Origin of the sequence: Sodalis sp. RH16 (assembly GCF_047324245.1) — a bacterium.
Taxonomy (GTDB): domain Bacteria; phylum Pseudomonadota; class Gammaproteobacteria; order Enterobacterales; family Enterobacteriaceae; genus Acerihabitans; species Acerihabitans ligni.
The window spans coordinates 3,169,509-3,186,864 of record NZ_CP178737.1 but is presented as its reverse complement, the minus strand read 5'-3'; the positions used below and the strand labels follow the sequence as shown (position 1 = coordinate 3,186,864).

The window sequence follows — 17,356 nt, the reverse complement described above, 5'->3', positions numbered from 1 at the left end:
ATCAGTGGCCGGGGAAAACCACCAGACTGTAACTCTCTACCGCCATGCGTTTAAGACGCTCTTCGCCGCCGAGATCCGCCAGGTTAATCACAAACGCCGCGTCATGGACCTCGCCGCCCAGCCGGCGGATGAGTTTAACCGTCGCCTCGATGGTGCCGCCGGTGGCCAGCAAATCATCCACCACCAGCACTTTATCCCCCGGCTTGATAGCGTCCTGATGGATTTCCAGCATATCCACGCCGTACTCAAGCGCATAGCTTTCGCTCAGCGTCTCGCGGGGAAGCTTGCCGGGCTTGCGGACCGGTACAAAACCCAACCCCAGCGCCAGCGCCACCGGAGCGCCGAACAGGAACCCGCGGGCCTCCGTGCCGACGACTTTGGTCAGCCCTTTGTCCCGGTAGCGATCGGCCAGCAGCCGAATACTGGCGGCATAAGCCTCGGGCTGCTCCAGAAGGCTGGTGATATCCCGAAAAAAAATGCCTGGTTTAGGGTAATCGGGGATTGTTTTGATACTATTTTTTATACGTTCTAGCTGTAGGTCCATCGCGGTCATAATATATGCGCCTGAAACTTTTGAAATCACAATCCGCGCGGACATATAAACCAGCCCGCCGACAGTAATGCTCAGGCTATCATGGACTGGCGGGAAATACCGCGCACGAAAGCGCTCAAATTTATGCAAACCGGCAAAAAATTGCAATACCGGTGCACCGCCATCTGGTCTTTTATTGTTTCACATCAACCCGGACGGAACACGGCGGTCAAAGTAATTCTGCCACTCTTGGCCTTTAATTACATTACATTGAAAACATTTCCCTTACTGGGATTTGCTGTTAACACCGTGCATGACCGGCGCGAGCGCGTTATTATTGCGTATTGAGGTAAATGGGTAATCAACAACAGGTAAGCGGCGTGCAGTCACTTAAATTTATCAATGCGTTAAGCGAAAAGCTCAATGCACTGGCCACCCGCATCGAGGCCACCGGCCATAATGACGCAGCCCAGTCTCGCTTTGATCATAAGCTATTTCAAAGCCGCGGCACAGGACTGGCGGATTACCTGGCCGAATGCAGGCTGACGCTGCAGCACCTGACCGAGACGGCGCAACAGGGACGAACCGAGCAGGTCGCCTGGCTGGCCCAACGGCTACTGGATCAAATGACCGCCCTGGCGCGGGAACTGGCCACCCTGGATTTACGCCGCCGGCAGGCGCCGGTTGCCGCGCCGGTGGATGATTATGTAAAGCTGGCGGAACATCAGGATTACGAACGCCGGTTGATGACGCTTATCCGTGACCGGGAAAGCCTGCGGCAAAACTGCGGCGATAGAGGCCGCCAACATCAGTTACAACAGGAAATCGCCGCCCTGGAAGGCCGTCTCACCCGTTGCCGGCAGGCGTTGACGCGAATTGAAAAACTGATTGAGCGCCGTGAAAACGGGGGAAGTATCGGTTGAGCTTGGGGCTGGGCCTCGGACGGGATGGTCATCATTAATGATACGCTTACTATTTGGCATGCTATCAATCTCATCTATACTCTCTTTTTTATCCAGCTTGGCAAAGCTTGCGGGAGAGACCGGTGGCGCTTGAAGATGAGTCCCCAGAGGTTAAATTAGCGGTCGATTTGATCATGCTGTTGGAAAGCAATGATGTGGAACCGGAGCTGGTCCTGGCGGCGCTGGAAATAGTCAAAAAAGACTATCAGCTAAAGCACCGGCGGCAGGAAGAGAACCCTCTATGCTGACGCCGCCGCGTGGCGCAGGCTGGGGCTAAGCCGCAGCATATCGATCAACACGGCGACCAGAACCCGTGAGCCCCCCTGCAGGTCGAAGGTTCCCGGCACGAACAGCCAGTTCTCCATCAGGCCGGTCATATAGGCCCGCAGCATAATCGCGGCGCGGCGACAGTGTAAATCCTCCGGCAATTGTCCGCAGGCAATACACCGCTTGAGAACTTCTTCGATCCGTTCGTAGCATTCGGCATACAATCCTTTGCGCACGTCCTGGAACAGGGCCATTTCGCCGACAAATTCACATTTATGAAATACAATTTCCATCAGCGCGCGCCATTCTGTATTGGAAACGGTGGACTCCAGAATGTAAATCAATGTCTCTGTGAGCACATGGAGTGGATCATCGGGAAATTTTGCCTGATACTCAAGCTCCAACGCATGAATCTTTGATTCGGCGTTATGCCAAATCTCATTAAATAACTCGACTTTATTCTTGAAATGCCAATAAATAGCACCACGGGTCACCCCCGCCACCGTCGCGATATCGGTTAACGACGTAACCGAGACGCCGCGACGGGAGAATTCATGGACAGCGGCGTCTAAAATGTGTTGCCGGGTTTCCAGAGCCTGTAGTTTGGTTTTTCGTGCCATGGCGCTTTTTTTGGAGGTCTTTAGATTTACATACATTCGCGAATGTATGTAACATAGCATAAGGCTAATTGTTACGCAGCAATAGGTTTGCAGGCTTGTGATCAGTTGATCAACTTTAAATTTTTTAAAATCGGACTCTTGAGGTTTACTATGATCAAAAACAGAGGGATTTTGCCTCTGGCAGCCGTTCTGATGCTTTCAGGCAGCTTTATTCTTGTTGGATGTGACAATAAGGATGCTAAACAGGCAGGTAATCAGCAACAGGCCCCGGAAGTGAGTGTAGTGACGGTAAAAAAACAATCATTGAATGTCACAACCGATCTACCCGGCCGTACCAACGCCTTCCGTGTTGCCGAAGTCCGCCCTCAGGTCAACGGTATCATCTTGAAGCGGAATTTTGTCGAAGGCAGCGACGTGCAGGCCGGAGCATCGCTTTATCAAATCGACCCGGCGACTTACCAGGCCGCCTATGACAACGCCAACGGCGCCCTGGCGCAAGCGCAGGCAAACGCGGCTATCGCCAAGGTTACCGTCAACCGGTATCAAAAACTGCTCCCCACCAATTTTGTCAGCAAGCAGGATTATGATACGGCAGTGGCCACCATGCGTCAGGACGATGCCGCAGTGGTAGCGGCCAAAGCCACCCTTGAGTCCGCCCGCATCAACCTGGCCTATACCCGCGTCACCTCCCCCATCAGCGGCCGTATCGGTAAATCCGCCTATACCGAAGGCGCGTTGGTCACCAATGCCCAAACTACCGCCATGGCTACCGTGCAGCAGTTGGATCCCATGTATGTGGATGTCACCCAGTCGAGCAATGACTATTCGCGGTTGAAGCAGGAACTGGCCAACGGCACGCTGAAGCAGCAAAACGGTAAGGCCACCGTGCGTCTCCTGATGGAAGACGGCAGCGTTTACGCACAAAGCGGTACGCTGGAATTTTCAGACGTCACCGTGGATGAAACCACCGGGTCCATTACCCTGCGCGCCATATTCCCCAATCCGCAGCTTACCCTGCTGCCCGGCATGTTTGTCCGTGCCCGCCTGGATGAAGGGGTAAACGACAGCGCGCTATTGGTGCCGCAACAAGGCATTACCCATGACCCGCGCGGCAATGCCACCGCCATGGTAGTCGGCCCGGACAATAAAGTCGCCCTACGTCAAATCACCGCGCCGCAGGCGATTGGCGATAAATGGCTGGTGACCGCCGGTTTGCAGGAAGGCGATCGCGTCATCGTCACCGGGCTGCAAAAAGTCAGACCGGGCGCGCAGGTGACAGCAAAAGAGGCAACGACAGACGAACAAAAACCGGGACAACCGCAGCCTGAAAATGCCAGCAAGTCTTAATAGGAACGGGTAAACCACATGGCCAAGTTTTTTATAGATCGCCCCATTTTCGCATGGGTGATTGCCATTATCATTATGCTCGGGGGCGCTTTATCGATCTTAAAGCTGCCTATTGAGCAATATCCTGCCATTGCGCCGCCGGCAATCCAGATCACCGCCACCTATCCTGGCGCCGATGCCACAACGGCACAAAATACCGTAACCCAGGTTATCGAACAGAACATGAACGGTATCGACCATCTGCTGTATATGTCGTCTAACAGCGACTCATCCGGTACGGTGCAGATTACCCTCACGTTCGATTCCGGCGTCAACCCGGATATCGCCCAGGTGCAGACGCAGAACAAACTGCAGCTGGCGATGCCGCTGTTGCCGCAGGAAGTACAGCAGCAAGGGGTGAGAATCCAGAAATCCAGTTCCAGCTTTTTGATGGTGGCAGGGTTTATCAGCGATGACCCCAACATGACGCAGCAGGATATCTCGGATTATGTGGGGTCGCATATCCAGGACCCCATCAGCCGAACCCAAGGCGTAGGGAATTTCCAGTTGTTCGGTTCGTTGTACGCCATGCGCGTGTGGATGGACCCGAATAAACTGAATAATTACCAGCTGACCCCGGTGGATGTCATCAATGCGCTGACGGTACAGAATAGCCAGATCGCCGCCGGCCAGTTGGGTGGAATGCCGGCCATCCAGGGCCAGCAGTTGAACGCCTCCATCATCGTGCAGACCCAGCTCACCAGCGTCAAGGAATTCGGCAACATCCTGCTGAAAGTGAATCCCGACGGTTCCCAGGTGCGTTTGCGGGATGTGGCGAAGATAGAGCTGGGCGGGCAAAACTATAACGTTGTCGCGAAATTCAACGGTCGTCCGGCTTCCGGCCTGGGTATACAGCTGGCCACCGGCGCCAATGCCCTGGATACCGCCGCGGCGGTAAAAGCCGAACTGGGAGAGCTTGAAAAGAACTTCCCCGCCGGATTGAAGGTGGTCTATCCCTACGATACCACGCCGTTCGTGAAAATCTCCATTCAGGAAGTGGTCAAGACCCTGGTGGAAGCGATCATCCTGGTATTCCTGGTGATGTATCTTTTCCTGCAAAACTTCCGCGCGACCCTCATCCCCACCATCGCGGTGCCGGTGGTGTTGTTGGGGACCTTTGCCATTTTGAATGCCTTCGGATACTCCATCAATACCTTGACCATGTTCGCTATGGTGCTGGCCATCGGGTTATTGGTGGACGACGCCATCGTGGTGGTGGAGAACGTCGAGCGGGTGATGGCTGAAGAGGGCCTGAGCCCCAAGGACGCCACCCGCAAGTCCATGACGCAAATCCAGGGCGCCCTGGTGGGCATCGCACTGGTGCTGTCGGCGGTATTCGTACCCATGGCATTTTTCGGCGGCGCCACCGGCGCCATCTACCGTCAGTTCTCCATCACTATCGTTTCCGCCATGATCTTGTCGGTGCTGGTGGCGATGATTCTGACGCCGGCCCTGTGCTCCACGCTGTTGAAGCCGATAGCAAAAGGCGATCACGGCATCAATACCGGTTTCTTCGGCTGGTTCAATAAAAGATTCAGTCAAAGCACTCATCACTATACCGACAGTATCGGCCATATCCTCAACAGTACCGGCCGCTATCTGATTATCTACCTGTTGATAGTGGTGGGCATGGCCCTGCTGTTTATCCGTCTGCCCACGTCGTTTCTGCCCGAGGAAGATCAGGGGGTGTTCCTGACCATGGTGCAGTTGCCGGTGGGGGCGACCCAGGAGCGCACGCAGAATGTGCTCGACCAGGTTGCCTATCACTTTATGCACGACGAGAAAAACAACGTCAATTCGGTATTTACCGTCAGCGGCTTTGGTTTCTCCGGCCGTGGACAAAACAACGGCCTGGCGTTTGCCAGCCTCAAGGACTGGAGCGAGCGCGGCGGCAGCGACAATAAGGTTCCGGCCATACTCGGCCGCGCCAATGCCGCTTTCGCCAAAATCAAGGACGGTATCGCGCTCTCGTTCAACCTGCCGGCGATCATCGAACTGGGTAACGCCACTGGTTTCGATTTCGAATTGATCGATAACAACGGTCTGGGCCACGAGAAGCTGACCGAAGCGCGTAACCAGTTGTTGGGCATGGTCGCCCAGCATCCGGATCTGCTGGCGGGGGTCCGGCCCAACGGACTGGAAGATACGCCGCAGTTCAAGCTTGACGTGGATCAGGAAAAAGCGCAGGCGCTGGGAGTCACCCTCTCGGACCTGAATACCACCATCGGCGCGGCGCTAGGCAGTAGCTACGTCAACAACTTCGTTGACCGCGGCCGTGTCAAACAGGTCTATGTCCAGGGCGATGCTCCGTTCCGTATGCTGCCGACGGATATCGGTAATTGGTTCGTGCGCGGTTCCGATGGCCAGATGGTGCCGTTGTCGGCGGTGACCACCAGTCATTGGCAATACGGTTCGCCGCGTCTGGAACGCTACAACGGCCTGCCCTCTATGGAAATACAGGGGGAAGCGGTACCGGGTAGAAGTACCGGTGAAGCCATGGAGATGATGGAACAATTAGCGGCAAAACTGCCTGCCGGCATAAGCTACAGCTGGACCGGCATGTCCTATCAGGAACGCCTGTCCGGTAACCAGGCGCCGGCGCTGTACGCTATTTCATTGATTGTGGTATTCCTCTGCCTGGCGGCATTGTACGAAAGCTGGTCAATTCCGTTCGCGGTCATGCTGGTGGTTCCCCTTGGGGTGGTGGGCGCGTTGATAGCCGCCTCCCTGCGCGGGCTGACCAACGACGTGTACTTCCAGGTGGGCCTGCTGACGACCATCGGCCTGTCGGCGAAGAACGCTATCCTTATCGTGGAATTCGCCAAGGATTTGATGGATAAAGAAGGCAAAGGATTGGTGGAGGCGACATTGGAGGCGGTGCGTATGCGGCTACGCCCGATTCTGATGACGTCCCTGGCCTTTATCCTCGGCGTATTGCCGCTGGCCATCAGTACCGGTGCCGGTTCGGGCGCGCAAAACGCGGTGGGTACCGGCGTTATGGGCGGGATGATCACCGCTACCCTGCTGGCGATCTTCTTTGTACCGGTGTTCTTTGTGGTGGTTCGCCGCCGCTTTGGCAACCGGTCCGAAAATGAAAACCATCCTGATCGGCCGGTGTAGACAATCCTTACCATGATTAAGTGTTAACCAAGGCCGCGCAAGCGGCTTTTTTTGTCGGTTTGACTTGGGGTGAAAAGCGTGCATAATAGTTATGATATAACATAACATATGAGGTGATTTATGAAACCTGCCATACATCCGGACTATCGCACCGTGGTATTCCATGACACCAGTGCTGATACCTATTTCAAAATCGGCTCCACCATAAAAACCGACCGCACACTTGAACTGGACGGGAAAACCTATCCCTACGTGACGGTTGAGGTCTCATCCGAATCGCATCCGTACTACACGGGCAAACAGAGAATTGTGGATAAAGAAGGCAGCACGGCGCGCTTTAACCAGCGTTTTGGTCGTTTTTTCAGTAAAGAGCCGTCATAAGGGAAGAGCCTCGCCATGCAGGTATTGAGTTCGTTACGTTCGGCGAAAACCCGCCACAAGGATTGCAAGGTAGTACGCCGTCGCGGCCGTATCTATGTTATCTGTAAATCCAATCCTCGCTTTAAAGCCGTCCAGGGCGGCAGCAGGAAAAAATAGTCCAGGGCACGTTCGTCGTTTTTATCAGGGCCATCCGTTCGGGGCCCTTTTTTATTGCCGGTTATTGTTGAAATACACCGACGCCATCCCTATATAGAGTCTAGGCAGCCACTTCGACAGCCGCGATGATATTCGCCTCAGGCACAGTTGCCTGGAGCGGTCCTTGTGATGTGTATCTGACGCTATCCGGTCAAAGTGTTATGTAAATTAAGCGATTAAGACCGATTTGCAACGTGTTGTCATAATTTTTTCGTCAATAAAGGGTGTTTAATGCAGCAAGAAATGGTAATAATAAATATCGTGTAGGATGCTCTACTAGAAATGAGTCTTTATCTGGCGGCCACTCGGCAACGGCAATGACTTTCACCGGTATCCTTCAATTTGTTTTCGATATGTATTACTACTCACTTCCTAACTGTGATGATGGTATCTTGCTGTTAACCCGGTCTGTGCATGGGCAATGGTAGTGGCTGCGATATAAATTGCACGAGCACGGAACAGTAAGTTAATGTAAGCTGATTGTGCTATACTGCTCAAATCTTCTATCTTTAAATAGAGCGCAAGTATCGGCACGGATAAGAAGCAGCTCAATCTCGGTCGATTTTAAAGATGACGGTAATTTGTCGAAGGTAGGAGGGCTGATATGGACGAGTATTCACCCAAAAGACATGATATTGCGCAACTAAAATTCCTTTGTGCTACTCTTTATGATGAAGGCATTGCCAGCCTCGGTGATAGTTACCATGGGTGGGTTAATGATCCCGCTTCCGCCATAAATCTGCAGATGAATGAATTAATTGATCATATTGCTTCTTATATGGTGAGCTTCAAGCTTAAATACCATAATGAAAGCGATCTCACCGATCATGTTGAATCTTTCCTGGATGATACGTTTACGCTATTCAGCAGCAGTGGTATCAACAACTTGGATGTTCAGAGATGGCGTACCAGCCGCTCCCGCTTATTCGGAACATTCTCAGAGACTGAGCTTTGTATTTCTTGAAACAGTAAATGATATTTTAACATTCTACTCAACATCTAAGGCCATCATGAAAAAAATCGACTATTTAATGCGTCTACGCAAATGCAGAACCCTTGAGACATTGGAACGCGTGATTGAAAAGAACAAATACGAACTGTCCGACGATGAGCTTGAGATATTCAACTCCGCAGCGGACCATCGCCTGGCTGAGCTGACGATGGATAAGCTCTATGATAAAGTTCCGGTATCTGTCTGGAAGTATGTTCGATAAATGCCTACCATTTGCTACTAAGTATTAACATTATTATATATCCTCATCTATATAAATGGTCATCGTGCATACATCATCAACCTTATAAAAAGTGTTGTTTTTTGTGGTTTGAATCGCTGCTAATCTATATGAAAACCCGTTTCACATCCCTAGTTCAAAGGACGCTCGCCTAAAAAGTAACATCGTTCAAATCTTTCCCAGCAGCAAGCATGGTACAAACGGGATTTGCCAGTGGTTAATTTTAATGCGCGTTTGGCGGAAGGAATATCAGCCGAAAAAATTCAAGAATCAATATATCCAAAACATCCTATTTCGCCCAAGACTAATAAGGAATGGGGTGATAATGTACAGACTAAGACTTTGTCGCCACGTTCGAACTTTGTGATAATTCATTAATATCAATAGACACCAGGAATCATCCAGGCACTTTCCGGGATAAAATGTATTAGGATGCTATAAACATGCAGATTACATTCTTGTTTAGCATCGACCTCTTTACGAGATGATCACAGGAATAAGTCGCCATATTGTTTCACAGCGAATAATCAGTCAAAGCGGATTCAAATGGGTGGAGGCTCCGCCAGCGACATCCCGGCACACACGACGCTTGCTACGGCTGCTTCCTTCCGGACCTGACCGAGTTCACAAGTTAATGTTGCGGGAGCACCAACAGAGCCTCCATTGACGGCCTTAATTTCTAAGGCGCGGGGCATTATCGATGATGCCCCCATCAATTGCAAGCCGATAGCATTTAAGCGCTGCTTTCTTCGCCGAATTCTCCGGATACCGCCGTCCGACCAGGGCGCCTTCCACGCCGGCGCCTTTTGTGCCAACATGGACCGCTCTATTTTGGCTTTGGCTGCAGCGTATATGGATGAACCAACAGATTCCTTTCGTCAGCGCGTCTTCCAGATTATTGCCGCCATTCCGGCCGGCAGCATTACCACCTATGGCGAGGTAGCCCTGCTGGCCGGCTCGCCACGCGCCGCCAGGCAGGTTGGCGGTATCCTGAGCCGCCTGCCTGAGGGCACAGCCCTGCCCTGGCACCGTGTGCTCAATAGACATGGCGGTATTTCGCTGCCCGGAGAAGGCTTCCACCGCCAAAAAGCGGCGCTGGAAGCCGAAGGTATAGAAATCAACGATCAGGGTAACGTCAGTCTTGAACGTTACCGCTGGCAGTGGTAAGTCGACAGGCGTCGGGCCTTATCAGCCGGCAGTCGCGTCCCACAGACCTGCGGGACAAACCGGTTTAAAGTTGATTAGGCGCCGGTATGCTGCTTGAAGGCGTAACCTGCGTCGGCGACGTGGCGGGCACTGTAGAGGGGACTATGGGCCGGCTTGCCAAAGGTATTGACGTTGCGGGGACAAGAACCAAATCCTGCTTGGTGCCGCCATTGTTAATCACAGGTTTTACCTGCTCGGTCATTAGCGCCACACGTCCGTTGACGGTAATGGCCGCGCTCAGCAGAATGCGCGCGTTGGGCTGGATTTCGGTGGGATTATAGGGCAGCACGAAGCTGAACGGCGCCTGTTTGCCTTCGGTGCGTATCACACGCTGCGATATGACGGTGGAAGGGACATCGGACAAACTTGCATCTGACAGGGTCACGGTTAACACCGCATCAGGCGGCAATGCCAAACGTTGCCTGATCCATACGGTACCTGTCACCGCTGGCTGTCTTATGGCATCCGCCCCCTCCGCCGTACCGGGGGTTTTAAACGCGGGAGTCGCCACCTGATGCTCTCTATTCCCGTGAGTGCAGCCGCCGAGCGCTGCCAATAAAACGACACCGCCGATTGTTTGCCAGAGTTTCATGATTTACCTCTCCTTCTTATTATCAGTTCATCATTTCACCACTCGTCAACGGCGGTGAATTCGTAGTGGTTAATACCACCTAATGCTTTAATAATGGCACAGGATCCTGATATTTTCCTGCCGGGCGCATTCGCGGGTAAACTCATTGGGGTCAACCCCGCTCAGGGGATGCGGCGGACGCCTGGTGAATGGTGGAGTCGGTGTCCAGAGCATTATCCTTAATCCATTTGAATTTTAACGGTATTCGCCTATGAGCCACACACTTGATCAGCTATTGGCGCTGATGACGTTGGAAAAAATTGAAGAAGGGCGCTTTCTCGGCCAAAGCGAAGACTTAGGGTTAAAGCGTGTTTTTGGCGGCCAGGTGGTCGGCCAGGCGCTGTTTGCCGCCCGGCAAACAGCGCCTGACGGGCGCATTCTGCATTCTTGCCATTGTTATTTCCTGCGTCCCGGAGACAGCAATGAACCTATCATGTACCAAGTTGCCAACCTGCGCGACGGCAATAATTTCAGCGCCCGCCGGGTAGACGCCATACAACGGGGCCAAACCCTCTTTTCCATGACCGCATCTTTCCAATATCCCGAAGAGGGATTTGAGCATCAAGACACCATGCCGCAGGTGGCGTCTCCCGAAGGATTAACATCGGAGCGGGAAATTATGGCCCGCCTGGGGGGGAATCTGCCGCCGCTGCTGCGGGAAAGATTATCCGGAGAGCAACCCTTCGAAGTCCGCCCGGTTATATTTCATAACCCCGCCAAGGGCCGACCGGAAAAACCCGAGCGCTATATCTGGCTGCGCGCCAACGGCGCCATGCCGGCAGATATCCATAGCCACCAGTATTTACTGGGTTATATATCCGATTTCAATTTCCTGCCTACCGCCCTCCAACCCCACGGCGTGGGCTTTCTCGAACCGGGCATGAACATCGCCACCATTGATCACTCCATATGGTTTCATCGGCCATTCAATCTCGAAGACTGGCTGTTATATGCCATACAAAGCCCCTCCGCCTCGGGAGCGCGCGGTTACGTGCGCGGGCAATTCTACAGCCGCGACGGGAGGCTTATCGCATCGGCAACCCAGGAAGGCGTCATGCGCCGCGCCAATGAACCAGGTTAATCCAACCGGCGGAAAAGCGCCCCACAGCGCGGTAGGCCCGCGATCGCCGAACGTGCAGCGAACGTGTTAAGGGAGACCGATAAAATGGAGGCGAATCTGTCCGCAAAAAAACCGGGGCGTCATCTAGACGCCCCGGTTCAATGATGTGCCGGTAAACTTTTACCGGCCAATCCTGCATAAGTTATTCGTTGTAAGCACTTTCGCCATGGCTGTTGACATCCAGACCTTCGCGTTCCTGTTCTTCGGAAACCCGCAGACCCACCGCGATATCAGCAATCTTGAAGCCGACAAAGGCAACCACGCCGGACCATATCAAACAAACGATCACGCTATAAAGCTGTACCCACAGTTGATGACCCATGGTCACGCCCTGCGCATAACCGACGCCGCCCAGTGAAGCGGAAGTGAAGACACCGGTCAGCAGACAGCCGCAGATACCGCAAACGCCGTGCACACCGAACACATCGCAAACGTCATCCACACGCAGCCATTTCTTCAGGGCAACCACACCCCACAGACCGGCGACACCGCCCACCAAGCCAATGACCAGCGCACCGCCGACACCGACGAAGCCGGCCGCCGGAGTAATGGCAACCAAACCGGCGATACAACCGGAACAGGCGCCCAGCAAAGAAGGCTTGCCGCGAATCATCCACTCGACGAACACCCAGGAAAGAATGGCGCCGGCGGTAGCCATGACCGTATTGATAAACGCCAGTCCGGCGATTTCATTGGCGGCGCTGGCGGAACCGGCGTTGAAGCCAAACCAGCCGACATAAAGAATGGCGGTACCGGTGAATACCATCGGCAGGTTATGCGGTTTAAATGATTCTTTACCAAAGCCTGCGCGTTTGCCCAGCATATAAGCGCCGATCAGACCTGCACTGGCGGCGTTGATGTGTACCACCGTACCGCCGGCGAAGTCCAGCGCGCCCATGGACGCCAAATAACCGCCCGCCCACACCATATGCGCCATCGGCACATAAGAGAATGTCAGCCAGATAACCACAAAAATCAGAACGGCGGAGAAACGGATGCGTTCCGCCAGCGCGCCGACGATCAGACCCACGGTGATACAGGCGAAAGAACATTGGAACGCCACATGCACCAGCTGATAGAAAGTCCCCATCAACGCCGTGGTTTCAATGTTTTTCAGCATCGCCCAGGTAAAGCCGCCGAAGAAGGGATTGCCTTCACTGAAGGCCAAAGAGTAACCGTACAGCATCCACAGCACGCAAACCATGGCAAAGGTTACCGCCACCTGGGTCAGCATTGACAGGACGTTTTTGGCGCGTATCAAGCCGCCGTAAAATAAAGCGATGCCCGGTAACGTCATAAACAGCACCAAAGCGGTGCTAATCATCATAAACGCATTATCGGCCTTATCAACAACAGGTGTCGCGGCCATGGCCCATGTGGGCAACAATGCCACTGCCCCAAGACCGGTTAATGAGACAAGTTTCTTCATTTTCATTCATCCCTATCCACAAAATTCGCGCGTGTCGTTAAAGTGCTGCTTCATCGGTCTCGCCGGTACGAATGCGAATAACCCGTTGTAACTCAGCAACAAAAATCTTGCCGTCCCCGATTTTACCGGTGTAAGCCGCTTTACTGATGACGTCGATAACTTCATCCAATTGATCATCGGCAATGGCAATATCAATTTTCACTTTTGGCAGGAAATTAACGCTGTATTCAGCCCCGCGATAAAGTTCAGCATGGCCTTTTTGCCGTCCAAACCCTTTTACCTCGGTGACCGTTAGCCCTTGAATACCCACAGCAGAAAGTGCTTCTCGCACGTCTTCCAATTTAAATGGTTTTATCACCACGGTTACCAGCTTCATATGCTCCCCCTCAAGAATTTGGATCCGAACTCGCGACCACTACGCCTGAGTAAAGCAAAGCATGTGCCATAAATGTTTTGAAATAGAAATTTACCCTTCGATGCCTGCCCATGGAGCGCGGGCAGGTTTGTCTTTGATTTTATCGGAAGCTGCGTCCAAAGAGAGGGAGAATAGGTGCACCAAAAAGAGGCGCCGCGCCTGATAAGGGTGCATTGGCGCGGGTGAATGCTGGTTAATGCCCGATTGCGGTGCGGGTAGATGTAAATGGGCGGACCATTCAGCCCGCCCGCCGGTAAGCAGGCGCATCACGAACTATGCCGAGCCTTGGTAAAAAGCCCCGTCAAACCGTCGGCGCTATGGGGGTCGCCAATATCCCGGCGGTACTCAAGGCCCGGCCTGCCTGCTGTAGCTGGTACATTTGGTAATAACGCCCCTGCTGTCGCAGCAGGAAATCGTGGGAACCCCGTTCTACCGCTTCGCCGCGATGCAATACCAGGATTTCATCGGCATCGACTATCGTGGACAGCCGGTGGGCGATAACCACCAGCGTCGTCTGCCGGCGGATGGTGGCCAGCGCCCGTTGGATTGCCTGCTCGGTGCCGGAGTCGATATTGGCCGTCGCTTCGTCCAAAATGAGGATTTCCGGCGTCGATACCATGACCCTGGCCAGCGCCAGCAGCTGCTTTTGCCCCACCGACAGCGTGTTACCCTGTTCGCCGAGCTCGGCATACAGTCCGTCGGGCAGCGCACGCACCAGTTCGGCCAATTGCACCTGTTCAAGGACCCGCCAGACCTGGGCTTCGGTGATATCCCGCCCCAGGGTGATATTGGTGAATACCGTATCCGCCATGACCACCGGATCCTGCTGGACGATAGCCACGCCTTGCCGGAGCACCCGGTGCGACAGGCTGTCGATGGAGCGTCCATCGAGCAGTAAGCGGCCCTCATCGATACGGTAGTACCCCATCATCAGATTGGCCAACGTACTTTTTCCGCTGCCTGTATGTCCCACCAGGGCGATAAAGCTGCGGGATGGAACGGTGAGCGAGACGTGTTTTATCACCGGCGCGCCGTCCCGATAGCCAAAGGTCAAATCACGGATGTCTATGCGTCCGCTGCACAGGGGCTTATCATCCGCGCCGTATTGCTGCCGGTGGCCATCCATCAACTCGAAGATACGCTCCCCCGCCACCACCGCCTGCTGCAGCATGGATTGCTGTGTAGTGAGTTCAATCAGCGGCTCGTTCAGCCGTCCCAGGTAGTTGATAAAGGCATATAGTACCCCTACCCCCACCGAACCTACCGGGCTGAAGCCAAACAGCATCAACAGGCCACACAGCACCAGGGCGGAGAGAAGGCTCAATAACGGCCGCAGGAGGAAACCCTCCAGCCTGAGCGTCTGCATGCGGGCCAGATAGTGTGAGTGGCTGGCTTCCGCCAGTTTTTTTCCGAATCGCTGCTGCTGCCGGAACTGCTGTATAACGGTCATACCGCTGATTGCTTCGTTAAAACCGTCATTGATATCCGCCAGATAGGCGCGCAGACGACGCACGATGGGTGTGCTGTAATATTGGTATATAGACATCACCAGCGCCACCACCGGGAAGATGACCAGCGCAACGCAGGCCATGCGCCAGTCCAGCGCGAACATGGCCACCAGCATGGCCACCACCAGCGCGATACAGCGCAGCCAGGTGGACATCACGGTTATATACAGATCCTTCACCACCTCGGTATCGTTGGTCACCCGGGAAATAAGCTGTCCCACCGGCTGGGTATCGAAGGTACTCAAGGGCTGTCGCAACGAAGCATCCATCACTTCGGTACGCAGCTGTTGCACTATGTCCAATGCCGTACGGTTAAACAGCAGGGCCTGAAAATAGCGCAGCGACGCGGAGATAAGCTGCAGCGCGATATATGCCAGGGCCAGCCCGGTCACCAGCAGCGCGGGGAAACGCTTAAGAGGCACCACGTGATCGATAAAATAACTGATGACCACCGGCCCGGCCACTTCCGCCGCCGCCGCCAGCCAGAGCATCACCACCGCCCGGATCAAGGGTTTGCGATAGGGCGCGCTGTAAGACAGCAATCGCCTCAAGGTGGGCCATTGGGTTTGCCATTTACGCATCGGCCGCCTCCGGCGCATCGGGATCGGCGGTCAGGGCCTCTTCCAGCTGCTGATAGCGGAACATATCCCGGTACCAGCCCGGCTGTTGCAACAGCCCGCGGTGTTGTCCCCGCTGGGTGACCGTGCCATGGGCCAGCACCAGGATATCATCCGCCGCATGGAGCGCTGACAGCCGATGCGCAATGATGATAAGGGTACGATCCTCGCCCCACTGGCGTAGGTTGCGCAGGATGGTATGTTCGGTGCGTCCGTCGACGGCGGACAGCGCGTCGTCCAGCAACAGGATTTCCGCTTCCAGCAGCAGGGCCCGGGCGATGGACAAACGCTGCTTTTGGCCGCCGGACAGCATAACGCCCCGTTCACCCACCTGGGTTTCGTACCCCTGCGGTAACCTGAGAATGTCATCATGCACGCAGGCCAGCTCAGCCGCCTGTTCAATTTGCCGTCGGGTGGCGTCCGGCCTGCCGAGGGCGATATTATGCGCCACGGTATCGGAAAACAGGAACGGCGTTTGACTGACCACCGCCAGACGCCCGCGCCACTCGTCAAGCTTGACGGACGGCAGCGGAATGCCGTGAAACCGGATCTCCCCGCGGGTAACATCGAAATGACGCTGGATAAGGGACAGCAGCGTGCTTTTACCGGCGCCGGTGGGACCGCAGATACCCAGCATTTTCCCTGGCGACAGCATCAGCTGGATATGGGTCAGGGTCGGCTGCAGGGTATGGGGATAGGTAAAACTGCCGATATCCACCTGCAGCGTTCCGCGCCCGGGAGGCAATGCGCTGATGCCGTCCGCGATTTCCGGCGCTTCATCGAGGGTCTGCCGTATACGGCTGTAGGCGGCGCTGCCCCGCTCGACGATATTAAACATCCAGGCCAACGCCAGCATCGGCCAAATCATCAACCCCAGATACATGATGAAACTGGTGAGCTGGCCAAGGGTCAGTAAATCCCGCATCACCATCCAGCTGCCGCCGCCGATGGCCAATAAATTAGAGAATCCAACCGTCAGATAAATGGTCGGGTCAAAACGGGCGTCGATACGCGCCACCCGCATATTCTTCGCGCCGGCATCGGCGGCCACCTGTACGAACCGGTCCGATTGGTAATCTTCCAGGCCGAAAGCCTTGATCATCCGGATACCGGTCAGGCTTTCCTGGGTCTGATTATTCAAGGAGGAGAAGGCGGCCTGCGCCGATTTGAAACGCCGATGCAGTTCATCGCCATTGTGTTTGACAATCAGCGCCATAATCGGCATCGGCACCAGGGACAGCAGCGTGAGCTGCCAACTGATCTGTACGCTCATCACAACCAGCACCGAGCAGCCCATTACCAGCGAATCCACCAGGGTCAACACCCCTTCCCCGGCGGCGAACACCACCCGATCCACATCATTGGTGGCGCGGGCCATCAAATCACCGGTGCGGTGGCGCAAATAGAAGCCGGGCAGCTGCCCGCTGAGCAATCGGTAGAAACGGGCGCGCAGTTCCACCGCCAGCTGATATGACGCACCGAATAACAATACGCGCCAGACATAGCGCAGCAGGTAGACCAGTACCGCGGTAAGGACCATGGCGCCGAGCCACAGCATGATCATATGGTTTGAAGCCCGGTGTTCGGTCACGCCATCCACAATCACCCCCACCAGCTTGGGAGGGATCAACTGTAAAATGGCGATGACGATCAGCAGGACTACCGATCCCAGATAACGCCGCCATTCGCGACGGAAATACCAACCCAGTTGTGCAAATAATCTCACGAAATATTA

General features: G+C 54.5%; 17 protein-coding genes and 1 other RNA gene. 10 read left to right on the top strand and 8 right to left on the bottom strand.

The window, feature by feature from the left end:
• Window position 1: 1 nt before the first annotated feature.
• On the bottom strand, window positions 2-553 hold the full coding sequence (gene apt / locus ACL2XJ_RS14640) for an adenine phosphoribosyltransferase (protein ID WP_413723645.1): 552 nt from the start codon (window positions 551-553) through the stop codon (window positions 2-4).
• A gap of 359 nt (window positions 554-912) precedes the next feature.
• On the opposite strand from apt, the gene priC reads away from it, so the two are divergent.
• Together priC and rsmS are read left to right on the top strand one after the other, a co-directional pair.
• The gene (gene priC / locus ACL2XJ_RS14635) at window positions 913-1,455 is read left to right on the top strand and encodes a primosomal replication protein PriC (RefSeq protein WP_132922910.1); all 543 of its coding nucleotides are present in this window, start codon (window positions 913-915) and stop codon (window positions 1,453-1,455) included.
• Between the two features lie 122 nt (window positions 1,456-1,577).
• Entirely contained in the window at window positions 1,578-1,742 is a 165-nt protein-coding gene (gene rsmS / locus ACL2XJ_RS14630) for a pleiotropic regulatory protein RsmS (RefSeq protein WP_132922911.1), read from the top strand.
• Here the strand turns inward: rsmS and acrR are convergent.
• Window positions 1,734-2,381 (bottom strand): multidrug efflux transporter transcriptional repressor AcrR, encoded by a 648-nt coding sequence (gene acrR, locus ACL2XJ_RS14625; RefSeq protein ID WP_132922912.1) that lies wholly within the window; start codon window positions 2,379-2,381, stop codon window positions 1,734-1,736. The two genes, rsmS and acrR, sit on opposite strands and share 9 nt — an antisense overlap.
• 150 nt (window positions 2,382-2,531) lie before the next feature.
• Between acrR and ACL2XJ_RS14620 the strand changes: the two genes are divergently transcribed.
• From ACL2XJ_RS14620 to ACL2XJ_RS14595, 6 genes are all read left to right on the top strand, one after another.
• Window positions 2,532-3,728: an efflux RND transporter periplasmic adaptor subunit gene (locus ACL2XJ_RS14620; protein WP_132922913.1), complete on the top strand. Its 1,197-nt coding sequence runs from the start codon at window positions 2,532-2,534 to the stop codon at window positions 3,726-3,728.
• 18 nt (window positions 3,729-3,746) lie between these two features.
• A complete protein-coding gene (locus ACL2XJ_RS14615; protein WP_413723644.1) occupies window positions 3,747-6,887 on the top strand; it encodes an efflux RND transporter permease subunit in 3,141 nt (1,046 codons plus the stop codon).
• Window positions 6,888-7,007: 120 nt separating this feature from the next.
• Window positions 7,008-7,268, top strand: a complete 261-nt coding sequence (locus tag ACL2XJ_RS14610; RefSeq protein ID WP_413723643.1) for a type B 50S ribosomal protein L31 — start codon at window positions 7,008-7,010, stop codon at window positions 7,266-7,268.
• A gap of 15 nt (window positions 7,269-7,283) precedes the next feature.
• Window positions 7,284-7,424, top strand: coding sequence for a type B 50S ribosomal protein L36 (ykgO, locus tag ACL2XJ_RS14605; RefSeq protein WP_132922916.1), 141 nt, complete (start codon window positions 7,284-7,286; stop codon window positions 7,422-7,424).
• Between the two features lie 643 nt (window positions 7,425-8,067).
• A complete protein-coding gene (tomB, locus tag ACL2XJ_RS14600) occupies window positions 8,068-8,427 on the top strand; it encodes an Hha toxicity modulator TomB (RefSeq protein ID WP_132922917.1) in 360 nt (119 codons plus the stop codon).
• 46 nt (window positions 8,428-8,473) lie between these two features.
• Window positions 8,474-8,677 carry an HHA domain-containing protein gene (locus ACL2XJ_RS14595; protein WP_132922918.1) on the top strand — a complete coding sequence of 68 codons (204 nt, stop codon included), beginning with the start codon at window positions 8,474-8,476 and terminating at the stop codon, window positions 8,675-8,677.
• Window positions 8,678-9,252: 575 nt separating this feature from the next.
• Here ACL2XJ_RS14595 and ffs read toward each other — a convergent pair.
• Window positions 9,253-9,349, bottom strand: an RNA gene (gene ffs, locus ACL2XJ_RS14590) — signal recognition particle sRNA small type.
• Window positions 9,350-9,547: 198 nt separating this feature from the next.
• On the opposite strand from ffs, the gene ACL2XJ_RS14585 reads away from it, so the two are divergent.
• Window positions 9,548-9,862: an MGMT family protein gene (locus ACL2XJ_RS14585; protein ID WP_413723642.1), complete on the top strand. Its 315-nt coding sequence runs from the start codon at window positions 9,548-9,550 to the stop codon at window positions 9,860-9,862.
• 64 nt (window positions 9,863-9,926) lie between these two features.
• On the opposite strand, the gene ACL2XJ_RS14580 is transcribed toward ACL2XJ_RS14585, so the two are convergent.
• Window positions 9,927-10,493, bottom strand: a complete 567-nt coding sequence (locus tag ACL2XJ_RS14580) for a YbaY family lipoprotein (protein WP_132922920.1) — start codon at window positions 10,491-10,493, stop codon at window positions 9,927-9,929.
• A 250-nt stretch (window positions 10,494-10,743) separates the two neighbouring features.
• Here ACL2XJ_RS14580 and tesB point away from each other — a divergent pair, with 250 nt between their 5' ends.
• Window positions 10,744-11,613, top strand: coding sequence for an acyl-CoA thioesterase II (gene tesB, locus ACL2XJ_RS14575; RefSeq protein WP_413723641.1), 870 nt, complete (start codon window positions 10,744-10,746; stop codon window positions 11,611-11,613).
• Window positions 11,614-11,794: 181 nt separating this feature from the next.
• On the opposite strand, the gene amtB is transcribed toward tesB, so the two are convergent.
• The 4 genes from amtB to ACL2XJ_RS14555 form a co-directional block, all read right to left on the bottom strand.
• Window positions 11,795-13,081: an ammonium transporter AmtB gene (amtB, locus tag ACL2XJ_RS14570; RefSeq protein WP_165934155.1), complete on the bottom strand. Its 1,287-nt coding sequence runs from the start codon at window positions 13,079-13,081 to the stop codon at window positions 11,795-11,797.
• Between the two features lie 37 nt (window positions 13,082-13,118).
• Window positions 13,119-13,457, bottom strand: coding sequence for a P-II family nitrogen regulator (gene glnK / locus ACL2XJ_RS14565; protein ID WP_009639071.1), 339 nt, complete (start codon window positions 13,455-13,457; stop codon window positions 13,119-13,121).
• Between the two features lie 340 nt (window positions 13,458-13,797).
• Entirely contained in the window at window positions 13,798-15,585 is a 1,788-nt protein-coding gene (locus ACL2XJ_RS14560) for a SmdB family multidrug efflux ABC transporter permease/ATP-binding protein (RefSeq protein WP_413723640.1), read from the bottom strand.
• Entirely contained in the window at window positions 15,578-17,347 is a 1,770-nt protein-coding gene (locus ACL2XJ_RS14555; RefSeq protein ID WP_413723639.1) for a SmdA family multidrug ABC transporter permease/ATP-binding protein, read from the bottom strand. The genes ACL2XJ_RS14560 and ACL2XJ_RS14555 overlap by 8 nt, the downstream gene beginning before the upstream one ends.
• Window positions 17,348-17,356: the final 9 nt, after the last annotated feature.

Bases quoted from the DNA above. Each gene is read 5' to 3' on its own strand.
- acrR (WP_132922912.1), bottom strand. From the start codon at position 2,381: ATGGCACGAAAAACCAAACTACAGGCTCTGGAAACCCGGCAACACATT.
- tomB (WP_132922917.1), top strand. From the start codon at position 8,068: ATGGACGAGTATTCACCCAAAAGACATGATATTGCGCAACTAAAATTC.
- ACL2XJ_RS14610 (WP_413723643.1), top strand. From the start codon at position 7,008: ATGAAACCTGCCATACATCCGGACTATCGCACCGTGGTATTCCATGAC.
- amtB (WP_165934155.1), bottom strand. From the start codon at position 13,081: ATGAAGAAACTTGTCTCATTAACCGGTCTTGGGGCAGTGGCATTGTTG.
- ACL2XJ_RS14595 (WP_132922918.1), top strand. From the start codon at position 8,474: ATGAAAAAAATCGACTATTTAATGCGTCTACGCAAATGCAGAACCCTT.
- tesB (WP_413723641.1), top strand. From the start codon at position 10,744: ATGAGCCACACACTTGATCAGCTATTGGCGCTGATGACGTTGGAAAAA.
- ACL2XJ_RS14620 (WP_132922913.1), top strand. From the start codon at position 2,532: ATGATCAAAAACAGAGGGATTTTGCCTCTGGCAGCCGTTCTGATGCTT.
- ACL2XJ_RS14560 (WP_413723640.1), bottom strand. From the start codon at position 15,585: ATGCGTAAATGGCAAACCCAATGGCCCACCTTGAGGCGATTGCTGTCT.
- ACL2XJ_RS14615 (WP_413723644.1), top strand. From the start codon at position 3,747: ATGGCCAAGTTTTTTATAGATCGCCCCATTTTCGCATGGGTGATTGCC.
- ACL2XJ_RS14580 (WP_132922920.1), bottom strand. From the start codon at position 10,493: ATGAAACTCTGGCAAACAATCGGCGGTGTCGTTTTATTGGCAGCGCTC.
- ACL2XJ_RS14585 (WP_413723642.1), top strand. From the start codon at position 9,548: ATGGATGAACCAACAGATTCCTTTCGTCAGCGCGTCTTCCAGATTATT.
- apt (WP_413723645.1), bottom strand. From the start codon at position 553: ATGACCGCGATGGACCTACAGCTAGAACGTATAAAAAATAGTATCAAA.
- glnK (WP_009639071.1), bottom strand. From the start codon at position 13,457: ATGAAGCTGGTAACCGTGGTGATAAAACCATTTAAATTGGAAGACGTG.
- ykgO (WP_132922916.1), top strand. From the start codon at position 7,284: ATGCAGGTATTGAGTTCGTTACGTTCGGCGAAAACCCGCCACAAGGAT.